Raw genomic sequence first — 16,880 nt, 5'->3', positions numbered from 1 at the left:
ATGAAAGCCGTAGCCTTTGTTTTTTTCACTTTGTTCCCATTAATTAGCCAAGCCAATTTTTTTGTTGAGGTGGCTGAGCGGAATAATCTGCATCCTTTGGTTTTGTATGGTATTGCTCAGCAAGAATCAACAAAGCCAGGTTACGGCAAACCGTGGCCTTGGACGGTGAATTTTAACGGTCAAGGTATGTGGTTTGAAAGCAAGATTGAAGCGATGGAAGCGGTCGATCAGGCTTTTAAGCGCGGAATGCGAAACATCGATATTGGTGTGATGCAGATCAATATGAAGTATCACGGCCATCGGTTTAAAACATTGAATGAGGCGTTTGATCCAGCAACTAATATTCAAGTTGCAGCGGATATTCTTAAACAGTTTTCAGAGGATGATATTCGTTTGCAGATTGCAAAATATCATTGCCCTGGCTCTTCTTGCCGAAAGCGAGCGTTAGCTTATGCGAATAAAGTTTTTAGTCGTCTTAATCCTTAGCTTGGCTTTGCCTGCGCAAGCGAATGAGTTGGCGAAGATGGTTGAATCTATGTTGCCTTTTAACACTTCGGCAACGCCTGGTGTGTTTTCTGATTATCAAGTTGATTTTGGTGAGTCGGTGCCGATCGATAAGTCGCATAGTCGATGTGTAATTGGTTATGACAAGGTATCTTTTTCGTGGCTAGAGCAGCGTAAAGATGCGCTTTTGCAGTATCGTGCAGTATGTTATTTGGCAAATGTACAGTCGTTAGCTGAGATCGATGCGTTGCGTAATGCGGCTTATCCTGTTCAGGTAGAACCGGTGAATGCGCAAGCGCTTGTATCGATTTATCGCATTAAGCATTACCCCGCATTAATTAACTCCAATTGGGTTTATCAATAATGTTCTTCAGACCAAAATATCCAATCGAGGCATTGTTACGTCCTCCTGTCGAGTTTCAAAGCGCTTTAGCGGCTTTTTCTATTGCGATTATCATGGCGTCGATGCCGGGCATGATTATGATGTCCGAGCAAATGGCTTATGTTGGTGCCGGTATTCTTGTTTTTGCAGGGTTGGTTCGCTTTAATCAGGGTTGGCAGATTTATCGTTATCAAAAAATGTTAGTTCGTTTGCCATATTACGGTATGCGCCCAAGAAAAGTACCGGTGTCTAATCGCACCTTGTTTTTGGGATTGGGGTTTCGGTGGTCACAAAAACATACGCAGCGTTTATTCGATGCCTTGGAGCCGGAAAATGAAAAGTACATTACGCCATCGAGATCTTATCGCTGGGCGCGCGAGCTTGAGAAAAAGCTAGATCGCCTTAAAGTAGCGAGTTTTTTGATTGCCGTGTTGTCGTCTAATAGTCGATTAAATCCTTTTAGACCGCTGCCGCCGGTCGGTGGCAATCCAGCTATTCATGCGGTCGGAATGTTGGAGGGTGAACATCCAGTTGATATGCCGCTAGGTGAGCGGGTTGGTCATACAATCGTGCTGGGTACAACTCGCGTCGGTAAAACGCGCTTAGCTGAGATTTTGATTACTCAAGATATTCGTCGTGGTGATGTGGTTGCGGTTTTTGATCCAAAAGGTGATGCGGATCTAATGATGCGCTGCCAGATCGAAGCACAGCGTGCCGGTCGCCCATTCTATATGTTTCACTTAGGATTTCCGGAAATCTCAGCGCGTTATAACGGCATAGGCAATTTTTCAAAGCCGACTGAGCCTGCCGGTCGTATTTCAGATGCTTTGCCGAGTGAGGGGAATAGTTCGGCGTTTAAAGAGTTTGCCTGGCGATTTGCCAATATTATCGTGCAGGCGGATGTGGCGCTTGGCAACCGACCAAGCTACCATTCCGTGAGAAAATACGTCAATAACATTGAGCCGTTGTTAATGCAGTACGGCAAAATGATTTTGAATAAAACGGCTCCGGAAGGCTGGGAAAAAGTGTACCTTCAGATTTTAGATAACTTGGATCCTAAGACCTTACCGTTTAGCCTAAAAGATCGAAATCTTGAAGCGGTTGCATTGCTTAAATATTGCGAAAATACTGGTTTTTATGACGCTGTTCTGGATGGTTTATTGGGCGCATTTAAATATGACCGATCTTACTTCGACAAGATCGTTTCATCGCTGGCACCATTGCTTGAAAAGTTAACGACCGGTCGTGCAGCGGAATTGATTGCACCGGATTACGGTGATGTCACTGATAGTCGTCCGATCTTTGATTGGTTGAGTGCGATTCGTCAAAAGGCGGTTGTCTATGTTGGTTTGGATGCGCTTTCTGATAGTACGGTTGCGAGTGCAGTAGGCGCGTCTATGTTTGCAGATTTAACCTCAGTTTCGGGTTATTTGTACAAAAACGGTATAGCACATGGATTGCCGGAAATGCAGACTGGTGGACGCAAGATCTCCATTCATGCCGATGAATTCAATGAGCTGGTAGGTGATCAGTTTATCCCAATGATCAATAAGGCCGGCGGCTCCGGTTATCAGGTCACAGCATACACGCAAACCGAAAGTGATATTGAAGCTCGAATTGGTAGTAAATCTAAAGCGAATCAGATCAAAGGTAACTTCAATAATTTGATTATGCTGCGGGTTAAAGAGCCGACCACGGCTGAGATTTTGACTAATCAACTTCCGAAGGTTCGAGTGAATGAGATTATGGCTGTGACTGGTGCCAATGACTCAAGTGATGTTGATAGCGGTATCGATTTTACTTCTAAAAACGAAGATCGTACTTCTAAGCGAGAAGTCGATATGATCGATGTATCGACCATTATGTCACTGCCTAAAGGTCAAGCATTTGCATTGATTGAAGGTGGCCAGCTTTTCAAGATACGGATGCCGATGCCTGAGAAAGAAGATGATCCAAACATTAAGACAGAATTTAAAGACATTTATGCCGATATGGTTGCGAAGTACACGACTGGCGAAGGTTTGATGAGTCGAAATAACGACTGGCTATCTGTAGCGAGGGCGGCTTAGATGGCTGAAAAATCCAAACCGAGTTTACCGATTGCTTTTATTGGTTTTGTAGCGCTTGTCATTACCGCTTTTTTCTTGTCGTTGTTGTTTTCGGTGGTTATTGAATGGCTTGGAATCTTTTTTGAATGGTGGGATCAACCAGGGGCACAACACGCTAAATCGATTTTGGCAAAAGAGATCAGTTGGTTGAATAGTGACTTCAAGAATTATGTTATTCAGCCGTCGGATATGGCGGGTTTGATGTTAAGTGAGTTTGATCGTGTGGTTGTTCAATCATCTGCTATGGCAAAAACGGTAGATTTTGTTGGGGCTGAAAGCCCACTTGTTCAGTATATCGCTGCGATGTTGATGGTGATACAGACTGGATTGTTGCGTTTGACAGTTATTTTGATGTCATTGCCAGCGTTATTGCTTTTTGTCGTCTATGCCTTGATTGACGGTTTGGGTGAGCGTGATGTTCGCACTTGGTCGGGCGGTCGAGAGACTTCTTTTGTTTATCATCATGCCAAGTCTTACATTGTGCCGTTTATGTTGTTGCCGGTCGCACTGTATTTGTCATTACCGATCTCTATTCATCCAAGTTTATTTATGATTTTATTTGCCTTGCCCGCGAGTTTTACGATTTGGGTTTCGGCCAAATACTTTAAGAAGTATCTTTAATCACTTAACAAAAAAGCCAGGTACTTTGCCTGGCTTGTATCTTCTGATTTTTTCCCAAAAAGGCCTGAGCCTATTTGTCAGGTAGAATATCTTGTAAAGTATTTTGTTTCAAGTATTTATTTTCTGTTTTTCGGGTCTGGGCAGCGCCCAGATAGGCGCAGCCGTGGCATTGCATATTATTGGGTTTATGCCGGTCTTTAATCGCGTTCAGTGCTTTTCGACCCCATGCTAGATTTAATTCGCGCCCTTGGTAGACCTTTTTCGATCCTTGTGATCGAAAGCGCGCATAGATTAGGTTTATCGATGATGCACGACTCAATTGTGTGGATAAATTTTTTTGGGGTTTGTTTGTTTCTAAATCTTTGTTTTGTATTGCTTTTTTCTTTTTAAAAACCAAGTGCAGAATTTATGCACTTGGTTTTAAGTCGTTTTGCTTGCGTTTTTGACAAACTAAGCCTGTGTTTAATCACACTAAACTAAGGTTAAAAAATGCAGTTACTTTTCAAACAGCTTTTTCTTGCTTCTGGCTTGAGTGTTATCAGTTTTGCAGTGGTCGCTAATGGTGGTGAGGGTGAGGTTTTGTTGGATGGTGGTTTGTCGGAATCGGTAAGCCAGTTATCAGCGCCTAATCGCCACACAGAGTTAACGGTATTACCGCAAAACTATGAGACTCAATCTATTGACGATGCAGAGCGTAAAGCGCTTATGGATCTTCTTTCTCATTTACAGCAAACGGATGCGTTGATTCAACGTGCGCAGCAATATCAGCGCCCGGATCAACGTATTAAGTTTCGCTACGATTGGTTGAGAGCAGATCTTTACAAAATTAAGCGTTCTATGCTCGATCACTTAAACAACCCGGAAAATCAACCGCGTTATTTTGAACCGCTTAATGATGATTATCGACGTTAAGCGGATTGGGGTAGTTCAATGAACTTTTCGGTTTTTGAGGGGCTTGCTGGTTCGCAGTATTTGTTTTCCCTCGCTTTTGGATCGCTCTTTGCAGCTATTTTGATTTGGCGTTTTTCATCAAACGTCATTAATCAATATAAGCGGTTACAAGATGGCGATTCCGATAGCCCGGATCCGCTGAGTGATTTTAGTTGGAATTTACTTTGGGTTTTTACGTTCCTCGCGTTCTGCGGTGGGTTTTTGTATTTAACTTATTAATTAACTATTTTTAAAAGGAAACTTTTTATGAGTATTAAAAAAAATCTTTCTTCTGCTTTCGCAGGTTCAGCTTTAGCGGCAGCGGCATTTATGGTGCCTGATATGGCAATGGCAGCATTGCCAGCTGCGGCTAACATCGATCTGGGCGGTTTGGTTGACAAAGATGCTGATGCTACAAAATTGCTACAAACCGTTTTTGGGTATTTGATCATTATCGCTGGTGTATTGATGGTGACAGCAGCAGCCTTCTTTTGGGGGAAAGCTGCGGTTTCTGGTATGCAGCAGCTGAGTGATGAAAATAACACGAAATACTCTATGGGAACCTGGGTTCAGCATAACATCATTGGTTTGTTGACAGTCGGTATCACAGGTGTCATGGCTTTCTACATGTATGGATTTGGTAGCGGATTAGTCGGTACTACTACATAAATAGGAAAAGTTCGTGAATCCCAAAGATGAAGATTTATTAGTGTCATTTTTGGATGTGGAGCCAGTCATGGTGGGTGGCTCCACTTTGCCGGAACTGATTATTATTTTAAAAGCATCCGTCTTAGTTAATGCGGTCGCTGGACTAATTCTGGCTCTAGTAATTCCTTTTGCAAAACCTTTGGTTTTTGGGTTTTTCCTCGTTTTCGGCACGTTTATAACGGTTGTTGTCGTTGTGAAGTGGTTGAAAGGTCATAAGCGCGGAAAGCCGTCAGAGTATTTTTTGCAATGGGCTTCCAGAAAAATGGCGATTTTTAACTTAATGAAACCTTCTTTTATTGACCGTAAGGGTCATTGGTACTAATCAAAAGGTGTTTATTGATGGCTAACCCTTACGTCAATCAAACTCTAAATGACCGGTCACATATCTTAACGCTGCGCGTTGTGGTCGGTTTTTTATTGTTTCTTATTATGCTTGGTATGGCTGTAATTTTTTCGCTTATTCAAGAGCCGGAAAAGCAACGCATTTCCATACCACCCCAATTAAATTATGGTGCTGAAGTAACGACCGGTGAAATACAGTCGTGGGAAGTGTATAGCTTCGCCGGTTCGGTCTATCAGCAACTAAATCTATGGAGAGATAACGGTGAAACGGATTTTGAAAAAAATCTGGCGTCTTATAGCCCTTTGCTGACTAAGCGTTACCTTACTGCTAAGTACAAAGAGTTTTTACTGAAAAAGTCTCGTAATGAACTGAATATGCGCACACGTTCGGTTGCCCCGCTGGGTAATTACAGTGTTGATGGTGGCTGCGGAGCTTATAGCGATGCCTGTGTGCAGCCAATCGGTGCTAATCGCTGGAAGGTTTGGCTGGATGTGCGTGTGAAAGAGTTTCAGCACGGTAAAAAAACCGATGTTCCCTATCCGATTAAGGACTTGGCTTTACGTATTCCTTTGCTTGTTGTGATGGAAGCGGATGATCCCGAAAAGAATCCTTGGGGTTTAAAAGTTGACCAAGAATTTACTGCTGAGATTGAGCAAATTGATATGGATGCGGAGCGAGAAAAAATGCTGGCGTGGGAGAAAGAGCAAGAAAAGACTCAGAAGGAACGTGAGGCTAAAAAATGATGAAAAGGTTAATGAGATTCTTTGCTTTGTCATGCTGCTTGATGCCAGGTATGGCGTTTGCGGACGAACATATTAATTGGGATGGAACGCCGGTTGATATTTCTGTTAGCAGCGGTCTTGAGCGGCAAATTGTTTTTCCTTCGGGTTCGTCAATTGCGATCGGTGTCAGTGGTCAGAGCATGGCGAATTACAAAACGCTTTCAAGTGTCGATAACCGCGTTTTTATTCAAGCCGTAAATGATGATTTAGCAAGGGAGAAGATCATCTTTAAAGACCAGGTAAGTGGCCGAAATTATGTGGTGTATGTTTCAGGTGTGAAAGCTGAAGGCGTGGATCCAATTGTTAATGTTCACCTGCCTAAAAAAGCTGAAGGTATGGAGTCGGTCAAGTCCAGTGGATCTCAAGAGGGCGGTGGCCAAAATATTAACAGCTACCCATTTCTTACGCGCTATGTATTTCAGCACGTTTATAGCCCTGAACGCTTGGTTAAAGATCATAGCTTGATTAACCGGGTTTCGGTTGAACCGATCGCGATTAAAAACTTGTTTGGATGCTTTGGTGGCAGTGTAGCGTGCACTTCGTTGATTGCTACGCCAATCGTTAGCTATCGAACGGATCAGTTTTATGCGACGGCGATTGAAGTGAAAAATATATCTGATTATGCCGTTGAAGTGGATGCCCGGATGATTGCTCGATCGCCAAGGGATTTGTTGGCGGCAACTTTTATGCACCACCGCTTACTCCCTGCAAATGAAGGGAAGAAAGCAGGTACGGTTCTTGTCATGATCCATAAACGTCCATTAAGAGAGTTTTTCTATGATCAGGAGCTAGGTCGATGAAAGGTAAAAATCCGATTGTCATTATTCTCGTTGCGTTACTGGTTCTGGGTGGTTTATTGGCCTTGATATTAAGCGGTGACGATGAGCCAGTGGTTAAAACGGTTGGCAAAGGTGGCGATAAAGTTCAGAAATCGGTTGGTGAGACAGTAGCGGAACCGGTGGACGGTGATCGTTTGCCGCAGGAGTTTACCAAGCTGATGGTGGATATGCGTGATATGCAAGCGACGATGCAAGAAATGAACGAGAACATGAGCCAGATTGAGAATGAGAATACTCAGTTGAAGCAGCAAGCGCAAGAAGCCAGCCAGAAAGCGGATGATGCTCAATTAAAAGTTCAAGAGGGAAATGACCTTCTTGCGAATTTAGATCGCCCGGAAAACAAGATTTTTGTGATTCCGCAAGGCTCCAATTCTAAAGCTCAAACCCCAAATCAAGGTCTTAATCAGTTAGGCGAATTTATCGCGCCCATTGAAGGAGCGAAGAATAAGGTTGAGTCAATGGTTTCCGGTAAGCCGGTGAAGCCGTTGGCTGCTGGTACGCCTCAATCAGTTGTTACAGATCAAATTGTTTGGATCCCGCCAATGGATGCAGGGTATGCAACAGATAAAAAGGGTGGGTTTAACGCGGTGAAGCGTTCGATTAACCCTACACCGGGCGGTTTGACGGATTTTGATCAAGAAAAACCTGGGTTGTTTGATGAGATTGGATCAAAAACCATGCGTAAAGCCGGTTTAGAGGCTGGTGTCGAACCGAGATTTACCGTCCCAAACGGTTCTGTGATTACGGATTCTTTAGCAGTTACGGCATTGGTTGGACGTATTCCGGTGAATGGTCGTGTGATCGATCCTTGGAGATTCAAGATTTCGACTGGTCGAAATATTGTGATGCCAAATGATCATGAGCTGCAAGGTTTGGAAAAGACGATTGTTCAGGGGGATGCGATTGGCGATCTTAACCTGCGTTGCGTCACCGGTAAGATCGATACGATTACCTTTGTGTTTAACGATGGCCGTATTGTGACTCATCAATCAAAACAGGTCGGTAATAGTGGCAGTGGGGCAAGTAAGCCGGGTCAGTACCTTGGCTATATCAGTGATGAATATGCAAATCCTTGTATTTCGGGTGATCTGATTACAAATGCCCCGGCAGCGCTAACTCAATTAGGTTTGCTAAGTGCAGGTGAAGGTTTTGCGCGTGGGGTAGCTGAGGCTGAAGTGCAAACGAATACAACGTCTGAGGGTGGTGTGGTTCGTAACGTGGTTGGTGATCAAATGAAGTTTGCTGGTTACAACGGTGTAGCGGACGGTATGAGTAGTGTTCGTGGTTGGTTTGAGCAAAGAATGGGGCAGTTTTTTGATGTGATTTATGCCCCTTCGGGGCAGACAGTTGATATTCACATTGAACAGGAAATTAAGATTGATTATGACCCGATGGGTAGAAAGGTGCGATATGCGACAACTCAAAATGATGCTACCGGTTATATGGATTAGTTTGCTTGCGGGGTGCTCAACAAATGCGCCCTTGCAAGAAATGTCTAAAGATGGAAAGTCAACGGCTGAATTGATGCGCCAAGGTGTGCCTGAATCCAAGTCGTTGCAGTCTGAAGAGTCAATGAAAAAAGAGTTGCAAGCGTACAACTACAACCCTTATACGCGGGATGTTATGAGTGAAACGGATATGTTGTTTCCGATGTTACCAAATCCAAGTTTAGTGATGTATGTGTACCCTCATATCTCTCATAGCGGTGTACCGGTTCCGGGCTATGCGACATCATTCAAGTTGTATGAAACGGATCACTATGCGCTGCCAGGGGAGCGATAAATGAAGTTTTTGGATCGTATTTTTGGCCTTGGCCAAAATAAAGCAATCGTTAATGAACCTAAGCCTGATGCGGATGTGGATGCACAAGTCGTTCGTTGGTCTGGGTTGGGTAAGATCCCTTTTACTGAAAAACAGTGGTCAGAGCTAATTACATCAACACCTGAACAACAAAGTGAGTTGGCTCAGCGTGAGTCTTTTGTCGATCTCATGCAAGTAAAAACGATGATTGGTGATGAGGTGATGTTGCGCGATGGTAAAACCGTTGGAGCGGCATTTGAAATTACACCGGTTGAGGCAGATGGGCGTACTCCTGCATTTATGGCTAATCTTCACAATAAGATTATGAGCGTATTACGCGAGTCGATTCCGCGTGATTTGGCGAGTCCTTGGGTTGTGCAGATTACGATGCAGGATGATGCCGATGTCAGTGAGTTTGCCGAGAAGTTCGATGGTTATGGGCACCCTGATCACGACAACCAGGCCTTTAGAACAGAGTGGATTCGCGTTCTAAAAGAACACTTGAATGATGTTGCGGATCCCAACGGTGTATTTGTTGATGAAATGGTTTCCGGTGCAAACTGGTTTGTGCGCTACCGTAAGGTCAGAGTGTATTTGTGGCGTAAAAAGCCGAATACCAAGAAGGATTTTGCACCGCCATTGCAGTCGATTGTTGATCAGATGACTAGCCGTTTTAAGGCCGCAGGTATCGGCTTAAAACGCTTAGATATTGAGGAGATGTATCGTTGGTACAGTCATTTCTTTGTGCCGACCGGCACAGAAATTTTTGGACAGGATTTCAATAAATATCTTGATAAGAACGGCTACTCAAATAAGCCCGATTTTGAAGATATGGTCGGCATGGAAGACTCCAATACGGATCTTGCTGAATCGTCTTTGCATGGTACTCGTCCGTTTTCAGATGACCAAGGGAATTGGTATTTCACTGGTAAGGCGCGACGTTTTATTACGATTCAAGAAGCGAATGCAGTCCCAAATATTGGGCATATCTCAGCAGAGCTTGAGAATGGTGATAAGCGTATTGCGTTGTGGGATGGTATGCCGATCGGTGCGATTTGGTCGCAGGTTTTGGTGTTTGTTGCGGATGATGAGGTGGATGCTGAGATTGCAAAGTATCAAGGTTCGGTGCTTGGTAATGATGAGCGTGTGGATTATATGCGCGAAAAAATTGCGGTAACTCGACGCAGAATTGCTGAGGGCGATGTGGTGGTTAAATCGCTAATGGGGGTTTATGTTACCGCAGATAATGCTAAGGATATGGATTATAAGGCGCGCATGGTGACGACTGCGCTTGATTCAGCCAGTTTGAAGACAGTGCCGCTTGAGTACGATATGGCGGCTCAAGATACGTTTATTAGAGCACTGCCTTTCAACTATAACTATCTACACGATAAGAAGCCGTCACTGCGTCGCGCGCGTAAATATTTTATTAGGCAAGTCGCAAAATTAGTGCCGTTTTATGGGCGTTCGAGAGGAACCGAGAACCCCGGTTTCCTATTCTACAACCGAGGCGGTGAACCGTTTGCGTTTGACCCGATTCGTGACCGAGTGAAAAACGCTTTTGCGTTGATACTTGGTCCTACCGGATCGGGTAAGTCGGCACTGCTTAACTATCTGATTGCGCAGTATGTGGCTTTTTACAATGCGCAATTTTTCATCATCGAAAAAGGTAAGTCTTTTTATCTTTTAGGTAAGTTTTTGAAACGCTTTGGCGTGACAGTTAATCAGATTATTGTTTCTCCGAGTTCTCCAATTTCACTGAATCCATTTGCTACAGCAGTGGACTTAAATGAAGTGAAAGAAGAGCTTGGATTGATGACTGAAGAGCAGGCAATGGCTTTTGAGCGCGAACATGATCTCATCATCAAGGCTGAAGAAGATGAAATTGATCTTGAGGAAGGTGATGAAGATGATGCGCAGCGTGATGAGCTAGGGGAAATGACACTTGCCGCGATCACCATGATTACCGGTGGTGAAGAGAAAGAGTTAAATGAGATTCGTCGTCATGAGCGTTTTGACATTATGCAGGCCATTATCAAAGCCGGTAAAGATACCCAAGAGAAGGGTTATACGCTAACCGAAGATATTGCGAATGCCTTGGATGAAATGGCGCTCGATACTGAAACCTATGTTGATGCTCGACGTGATCGATTGAAGCAATTTGCCGATAACCTACGAATTTTCTGTACCGGCGTTCGTGGGGATTTCTTTAACCGTCAAGGCGAACCTTGGCCGGATGCCGATGTAACCATTTTTGATATTGGGATGATGATCAATGCCGAGTACGCCGATATGCTTGGGGTGTCAATGGTGTCAATGCTTAACCGTGTTATCTCGATTGCTGAAGCGAATCAGCATAACAAGCGTCCAATCATTGCGCTTGCTGATGAGGGGCATATCACGACGACGAATCCATTGATTGCACCCATCGTTACAAACATGACAAAAATGGCGCGTAAGTTGGGCTTGTGGTTTTGGTTGGCAACGCAGAACTTGGCTGACTTTAAAGATACCTCCGCCAAAATGCTATCAAACATGGAGTGGTGGGTAACGATGTCAACAACGCAAGACGAAGTGGATCAGATCTCTCGATTCAAGCCCTTAAATGAAGATCAGAAGTCGATGTTACTGGCAGCGCGTAAAGAGCCAGGCAAGTACACAGAAGGCGTGGTGTTGTCAGATCGTGTGTTGTCGCTTTTCCGCAATGTGCCACCGGCTTTAGCGATGGCGCTTGCGCAAACAGAAACAGATGAAAAGGTAGTGCGTAAAGAGTTGATGGAAAAACACGGTGTTACCGAGCTTGAAGCAGCTTATATGGTTGCTGAAAAAATGAAGCAGTCTCGAAAAGGAATGAAAGATGCAGCGTAAATTGATCGGCGATATTTTTAAACTGGTGCAAGCTTTAGGTTTTGTTTCAGTCTTGTTTTCTGGGGCAGTTTTGGCAGATGGCCAGGTTGAAAGTAAGGCTCAGGATGCGCCATTTGAGATTGAAACAATTGAGTTATTTGTGCTTTCCGGTACACCGGTAATTCGGTTGGATCAGGGGGATTATCCGGGTGTAAAGGCTGTCATTCACGTTGTTGATGAAGTGGAGCAGATTGTCGATCCGATTAATGCAAGGCTAGCACAGATTAGAGGGGAAACCGAAGCGGAAATGGAGCGCAAAGCGCGTGTAATTCTGGATCCGTTGACCGGCAGCGTGGAATTCCAGACGAGGTTGCAACGAGCTTATCTGTCGAAGTTGCAAGCTGAACGCTATCAACTCCAGTCTTATCCGGCAGCCGTGGTTAATCAAGGTGCAGCACTGGTGCTTGATGGCACCGATTTTAATTATGTTATCGACCTATTGAAATCTAAAGGGGTTGCTAAATGAGTTTTCGTAAAAAATTATTAATTGTTGGTGTTTTGGCAGTCGTCGCACAACCGGCCTTTGCTTTGACGACGACTGAACGCCAAAAACTGTATGAAAGTGAAGTTGTTGATGTCGATCGTAATTCACGTTTTTACTACAAGATTGGCGGCTCAAGACCGCTTAACTACCCGGCGACGAATTATGAAAACTACAAAATTGGTGGTCAGTTAAAGTTTGGTGCCGGTTACAGTTGCGGTAATTTTGATCCGTTTTTGTCATTCGATGAATTTTTTCAAGATCTCGATGCCGACAAGATTATGAATTACGCGGAATCGACGATTACCGGCATGATCTCCGGTTTACCGATGTTGTACTTGCAGCGTAACCACCCTGATATTTATCAGTTATTTCAAACCAATGTTTACCGCGCTGAAGAGTTGTTTAAGATGAGTTCAAAATCTTGCGAGCAGATCGAGGCCGAAATCGCTTCCGGAAAAAATCCGTATAAAGATTGGGAGTTTTTCGGGATGGGTGACAATTTGCAGGAAAAAACGCAAAGCGAAACCCCATCGTCAGCGACGGCGGTAGTGAAAGAAGTGAAAGCGGAATCGGGTGACAAAGGTGTGGATATGCCGGTTCCAGGAAAAGGCATTAAAAAAGTAGGCGGCAAGGATCAAGATGCGATTGACATGGTTCGTATCGGTGCAACCGCCGGTTATAACACGATGTTGCAGCGACCGGCGACCGCTATTAATGAACCAAATACCACAACCCAAACATCGACTGAGCTATATCGGATATTCAAGGAACCAGAGGAATTAGAGCTTTGGTTAAAGGACACTCTAGGGTTTGAAGAGATCTTTATTACGGATGAGCCTAAGTACACGCCCGATCGGGCAGCAGGCAAGGGTTTGCTTACTCAGGCCTCGATGAATCAGTCTAACGTACACGAAAGCTTGAGTATTGCGATTAACACGCGATCGAGTGATGAGCGTGATAAGCAGTTGGCAAAACTCGGAACAAGCGGACTATTTATAACAGAAGATTTTGCAAATCGAATTAATAACTCGTCTGCAAAACCGTTAATTGTCGATGCGCTTGCGGGTGAGATTGCTTTGAATATGGAAATTGATAAGGCATTAATTGCACGCCGCGCTTTGATCGCCTCAATGTCAGAGCCGAATATCGGTGCATCCAAGGTCGCAAAAGAAAACATTGAGAAAATTATTGCAGAGCTTGAGAAGGAAATTGAAAGAGCGATGTTTGAGTATCGTTTGCGTAAGGAATTGGTGAGTGATTTGGCGAATGAGGTGTATGAGTTGCCTGAAAAAACGCTTAACCCGTTGGGTGTCGATCCTTCAGCTAAGTCTCCTACACTTCAATAGGCGGCGATGTTATGTACTCAGAAAACTATCTTGAAGTTATCTTAACGTCCGTTGGATGGGATTTTTACAGTAAGGTTACTTATTTTATCTGGGCACTAAATTTGCATTTGGTGCCACTGATTCTGATTATGCTTAATAACTGGCGCAGCACTTTGTCTTCTCAGGAAATGGGCACGGCATCCGTTGTGGAAATGCGCCGCAACTTCTTTGACGTAGGCATTGCAATGGGGGTTATTCTCCTTTTTTGGATGCCCAACGCGGCAACGACGTACAAGCCAGCTGAGTACATTGAGCAAATTCAAAATGCCAATGTCTCTCAATCGGAAAACCCAGAAGAGAATGCACAGAAATTCACTGCGGCACAGCAAAACATGGGTGTGACTGCCGATGAAATCCCAATCCCGCCGGGATGGTTTGTGATCATCAATTCGACGAAGGCCGCAGTGAATCAGCTCAAGGAATGGCTGGACTTTTCAAAGCAAGCATCGGCAATGTTCGCGGTCATGGGGTCAATGAAGGTTGATGATCCAAAAGTACAAGATGAACTTAATCGATTTATCTCATCCTGCTATTTACCGGCAATGGCGCGTTATCAAAATCGTGGGGATATTCCGGTAGGTGAGCTGAGCCAAAAAGATATACGTTTTGTTGGGAACAGTGTGTTTTTAACCACGCCTGGGCTTTATAAGGCGTGTACTCAGCAAAACATTAATGACGGTATGTGTTTAGGGGATCCTTTAACCATGCCGGTTGAGTATGCAGAGCAGTCAGGCATTGAAACCACATTTACCAACTCAAGTGCGCAAGATCAGAATGGGCGAGATTTAACAAGTACATCAACACCATCTTGTTATCAATGGTGGACGGCCAATAATGATGATGATCATTACAAGTCGGTTATTTACGAGCATCCAGGGTTGCGTGACACTACCTTTGATGCGGTCGCAAATGATGCCATGTCGATGGATGATTTGGGGGATAAAGTTGATGGGCTGGTTTGGTACGCGAGTAAAAATACGGCGGATTTTCTGGATTGGACGGAAAGTAATTTTGGGGTTGGAGATTCATCAACGGCAAAAGATTTAACGATCCAAATGGCAATGCGTAACGGTACGCATGAGTTAATTGCGGATCCTGACGAACCTAACCCTGTAGGTATAGAGGAAAAAACAAAGCAAGCGATTGTTGATGGTGCAAACTGGGTCAGCGATATTGCGGTTTTCTTTTCGGCGATTAAGTGGGCGACGATTTTTAGCACGATCCTTCGTGCTTTGGAACCAGGGTTGATGATGATTCAAGCTGGTTTAATCTTTGGGTCATTGATGTTTATGGCGTTTACATTACCGATTTCGGGGTTTAGTGCTGGGTCGGTGATTAAGCACGCGATGTTTATCTTAGGGGCATTGATGCTGCCATTGATCTGGCACGTTGCATCGATGATGCAAGAAGGGTTGATTCGTATTCTCTATCCGGATGCCTATAACTTGCTTGACCTGGACATTAGCCTTAAATCCATGCTGTTTATGATTTTCTTGTTTACGTTGTATTTTATTTTACCGACGGTGTTTATGAGAATGATGAGTTTATCTGGTTATGAAACGGCACAGGCTACAAGTGAGGCGATTAGCGGCCTATCGAATCCAGGAAGAAGTGGAGGTTCGTTTGTAGCAGGTAAAGCAACTGGGTTAGTTGGTTCACAGACATCGAAAGCTGCTAAGGGAGTTGGTGGCGCTTATACAGGTTTTGTAAACAAATACAATCCGAAGTAATTCATTGTAATTGCGGGGTTTGTAAGTGCCCCGCGCTAGATGGTTATTTCCAACCTCTATTCTCTTCCAGTTTTTCTTCGGTAATTGAGTCTGAAGGGGTGTTTAGTGATTCACTCATTATGTCAGATATGACAAATTCTTTGTATATATTGCCATACATATCTTTCGCAAATTTCACATCAGATGGATAAATGTTGCTTCCTGAAACTGTGGCAAAGTCTGTAAATGCGCGAAAATCGTCATCTTCTGCTTTCTTACGAATGTCATCTTCTGCCATTGTATTGGTTTTCTTTTCTGTAGAAAGGGATGCCATTTCAACAACTATTAAAAAGAAAATTCGTATCCAACCAAATACCCAAACCAAACCTTGCCAACTCAGAAGAGTTGCAGTTTTAAGGTATTTCCACAATGCGTGGCTACCGGCAATACCGATACGCTTTGCTTTTTGAGGTGTCATGATACGACTCCCTTTTACTGAATAAAAATATACTATTTTTTAGTATAGGCGACTTTCGGGTTATTTGTACATTCTTTTTTGTCAAGCAAAATGCTACGATAAGACCTGTTAAAAAGTATTTAAGAGGGTTATTAGTGTGACGATTGTTTCTACTCATCCTATTTTAAGCGGCGTCAGCGCCGGGATTTCGGAGCTGAAGAAGAACCCGATGGCGGTGCTTCAGCAAGGTGAAGGGTTTCCGGTGGCGATTTTAAATCGTAATCAACCGGTGTTTTATGCTGTGCCGGCAAAAGCCTATGAACAGCTGCTCGATAGAATCGAAGATTTGGAGTTAGCGGCTTTGGTTCGAGAGCGTCAAGATGAGCCAGAAGTTTCGGTTAATCTTGATGAGCTATAGCCTTACTTTCAAAGATTCCGCTTTGAAGGAGTGGGGAAAGCTTGATGCGACCGTTAAAGAAGCGTTTCGCAAAAAGCTGAAAGAACGACTTGAGAATCCTCATGTTGAGTCAGCGAAGCTAAATGGTCTGAATGACTGCTACAAAATCAAATTACGCAGTGTGGGTTATCGCCTGGTATACCAAGTGCGAGACAATGAATTGGTGGTTTCCGTGATCGCTGTCGGCAAAAGAGACCGTAACCAAGTTTACAAAGCCGCTATAAATCGAATCTAATTTTGCTAAAATTAAATGGCATTTTGATGATTTATCATCAGGCCTTTGCTTACTGCGGTAAGCACCTTTAAACGCCGCCTAGCGTTGTCAAATAACCAGGCACCATTAGCTGACCTAACGGCTTTATTTGTCAGCAACCGGTTCGCCGGTCGAAGCCATTTTTTATCAACCCTATGGGATATGCCAATCCCATAGGGAACCGGTGTATCTCAAATTTACTTTGGAGGTA

At 44.0% G+C, this 16,880-nt stretch carries 18 protein-coding genes; 17 read left to right on the top strand and 1 reads right to left on the bottom strand.

Features of this window, described 5'->3' with window-relative positions; genetic code table 11:
• From HRR27_RS08595 to HRR27_RS08530, 15 genes are all read left to right on the top strand, one after another.
• Positions 1 to 486 (top strand): lysozyme family protein, encoded by a 486-nt coding sequence (locus tag HRR27_RS08595; protein ID WP_173272817.1) that lies wholly within the window; start codon positions 1 to 3, stop codon positions 484 to 486.
• Positions 452 to 868 carry a PFL_4695 family integrating conjugative element protein gene (locus tag HRR27_RS08590; RefSeq protein ID WP_173272815.1) on the top strand — a complete coding sequence of 139 codons (417 nt, stop codon included), beginning with the start codon at positions 452 to 454 and terminating at the stop codon, positions 866 to 868. The genes HRR27_RS08595 and HRR27_RS08590 overlap by 35 nt, the downstream gene beginning before the upstream one ends.
• Positions 868 to 2,955 carry a type IV conjugative transfer system coupling protein TraD gene (gene traD / locus HRR27_RS08585; RefSeq protein WP_173272813.1) on the top strand — a complete coding sequence of 696 codons (2,088 nt, stop codon included), beginning with the start codon at positions 868 to 870 and terminating at the stop codon, positions 2,953 to 2,955. Before HRR27_RS08590 ends, traD begins: the two co-directional genes overlap by 1 nt.
• On the top strand, positions 2,956 to 3,615 hold the full coding sequence (locus HRR27_RS08580; protein WP_173272811.1) for an IncC plasmid conjugative DNA transfer DtrJ family protein: 660 nt from the start codon (positions 2,956 to 2,958) through the stop codon (positions 3,613 to 3,615).
• Positions 3,616 to 4,104: 489 nt separating this feature from the next.
• Positions 4,105 to 4,527 carry an integrative conjugative element protein, RAQPRD family gene (locus HRR27_RS08575; RefSeq protein WP_173272809.1) on the top strand — a complete coding sequence of 141 codons (423 nt, stop codon included), beginning with the start codon at positions 4,105 to 4,107 and terminating at the stop codon, positions 4,525 to 4,527.
• A 285-nt stretch (positions 4,528 to 4,812) separates the two neighbouring features.
• Positions 4,813 to 5,214 carry a hypothetical protein gene (locus tag HRR27_RS08570; protein ID WP_173272807.1) on the top strand — a complete coding sequence of 134 codons (402 nt, stop codon included), beginning with the start codon at positions 4,813 to 4,815 and terminating at the stop codon, positions 5,212 to 5,214.
• A 13-nt stretch (positions 5,215 to 5,227) separates the two neighbouring features.
• On the top strand, positions 5,228 to 5,575 hold the full coding sequence (locus tag HRR27_RS08565) for a DUF3487 family protein (RefSeq protein WP_173272805.1): 348 nt from the start codon (positions 5,228 to 5,230) through the stop codon (positions 5,573 to 5,575).
• A gap of 17 nt (positions 5,576 to 5,592) precedes the next feature.
• A complete protein-coding gene (locus tag HRR27_RS08560; RefSeq protein ID WP_173272803.1) occupies positions 5,593 to 6,339 on the top strand; it encodes a DUF2895 family protein in 747 nt (248 codons plus the stop codon).
• Positions 6,336 to 7,178 carry a DUF3438 family protein gene (locus HRR27_RS08555; protein ID WP_173272801.1) on the top strand — a complete coding sequence of 281 codons (843 nt, stop codon included), beginning with the start codon at positions 6,336 to 6,338 and terminating at the stop codon, positions 7,176 to 7,178. The genes HRR27_RS08560 and HRR27_RS08555 overlap by 4 nt, the downstream gene beginning before the upstream one ends.
• Entirely contained in the window at positions 7,175 to 8,668 is a 1,494-nt protein-coding gene (locus HRR27_RS12805) for a TIGR03752 family integrating conjugative element protein (RefSeq protein WP_197905397.1), read from the top strand. The genes HRR27_RS08555 and HRR27_RS12805 overlap by 4 nt, the downstream gene beginning before the upstream one ends.
• Before the next feature lie 40 nt (positions 8,669 to 8,708).
• The gene (locus HRR27_RS08550; protein ID WP_243830814.1) at positions 8,709 to 8,999 is read left to right on the top strand and encodes a TIGR03751 family conjugal transfer lipoprotein; all 291 of its coding nucleotides are present in this window, start codon (positions 8,709 to 8,711) and stop codon (positions 8,997 to 8,999) included.
• Positions 9,000 to 11,885, top strand: coding sequence for a conjugative transfer ATPase (locus HRR27_RS08545; RefSeq protein WP_173272797.1), 2,886 nt, complete (start codon positions 9,000 to 9,002; stop codon positions 11,883 to 11,885). It abuts the gene before it with no gap.
• Positions 11,875 to 12,390 carry a hypothetical protein gene (locus HRR27_RS08540; RefSeq protein ID WP_173272795.1) on the top strand — a complete coding sequence of 172 codons (516 nt, stop codon included), beginning with the start codon at positions 11,875 to 11,877 and terminating at the stop codon, positions 12,388 to 12,390. Before HRR27_RS08545 ends, HRR27_RS08540 begins: the two co-directional genes overlap by 11 nt.
• Positions 12,387 to 13,754 (top strand): hypothetical protein, encoded by a 1,368-nt coding sequence (locus HRR27_RS08535; protein ID WP_173272793.1) that lies wholly within the window; start codon positions 12,387 to 12,389, stop codon positions 13,752 to 13,754. The genes HRR27_RS08540 and HRR27_RS08535 overlap by 4 nt, the downstream gene beginning before the upstream one ends.
• An 11-nt stretch (positions 13,755 to 13,765) precedes the next feature.
• Positions 13,766 to 15,523, top strand: a complete 1,758-nt coding sequence (locus tag HRR27_RS08530) for a conjugal transfer protein TraG N-terminal domain-containing protein (protein ID WP_173272791.1) — start codon at positions 13,766 to 13,768, stop codon at positions 15,521 to 15,523.
• Positions 15,524 to 15,566: 43 nt separating this feature from the next.
• Here the strand turns inward: HRR27_RS08530 and HRR27_RS08525 are convergent, their stop codons facing one another.
• Entirely contained in the window at positions 15,567 to 15,980 is a 414-nt protein-coding gene (locus HRR27_RS08525) for a hypothetical protein (protein ID WP_173272789.1), read from the bottom strand.
• Between the two features lie 136 nt (positions 15,981 to 16,116).
• On the opposite strand from HRR27_RS08525, the gene HRR27_RS08520 reads away from it, so the two are divergent.
• Together HRR27_RS08520 and HRR27_RS08515 are read left to right on the top strand one after the other, a co-directional pair.
• A complete protein-coding gene (locus tag HRR27_RS08520; RefSeq protein ID WP_481923848.1) occupies positions 16,117 to 16,377 on the top strand; it encodes a type II toxin-antitoxin system Phd/YefM family antitoxin in 261 nt (86 codons plus the stop codon).
• The gene (locus tag HRR27_RS08515) at positions 16,367 to 16,651 is read left to right on the top strand and encodes a type II toxin-antitoxin system RelE family toxin (RefSeq protein ID WP_173272787.1); all 285 of its coding nucleotides are present in this window, start codon (positions 16,367 to 16,369) and stop codon (positions 16,649 to 16,651) included. The genes HRR27_RS08520 and HRR27_RS08515 overlap by 11 nt, the downstream gene beginning before the upstream one ends.
• The last annotated feature ends 229 nt before the right edge of the window (positions 16,652 to 16,880 follow it).

Origin of the sequence: Thiosulfatimonas sediminis (genome assembly GCF_011398355.1) — a bacterium.
Classification (GTDB): domain Bacteria; phylum Pseudomonadota; class Gammaproteobacteria; order Thiomicrospirales; family Thiomicrospiraceae; genus Thiomicrorhabdus; species Thiomicrorhabdus sediminis_A.
Note: the sequence above shows the minus strand (reverse complement) of the source record. Positions and strands in the feature narration are given on the sequence as shown.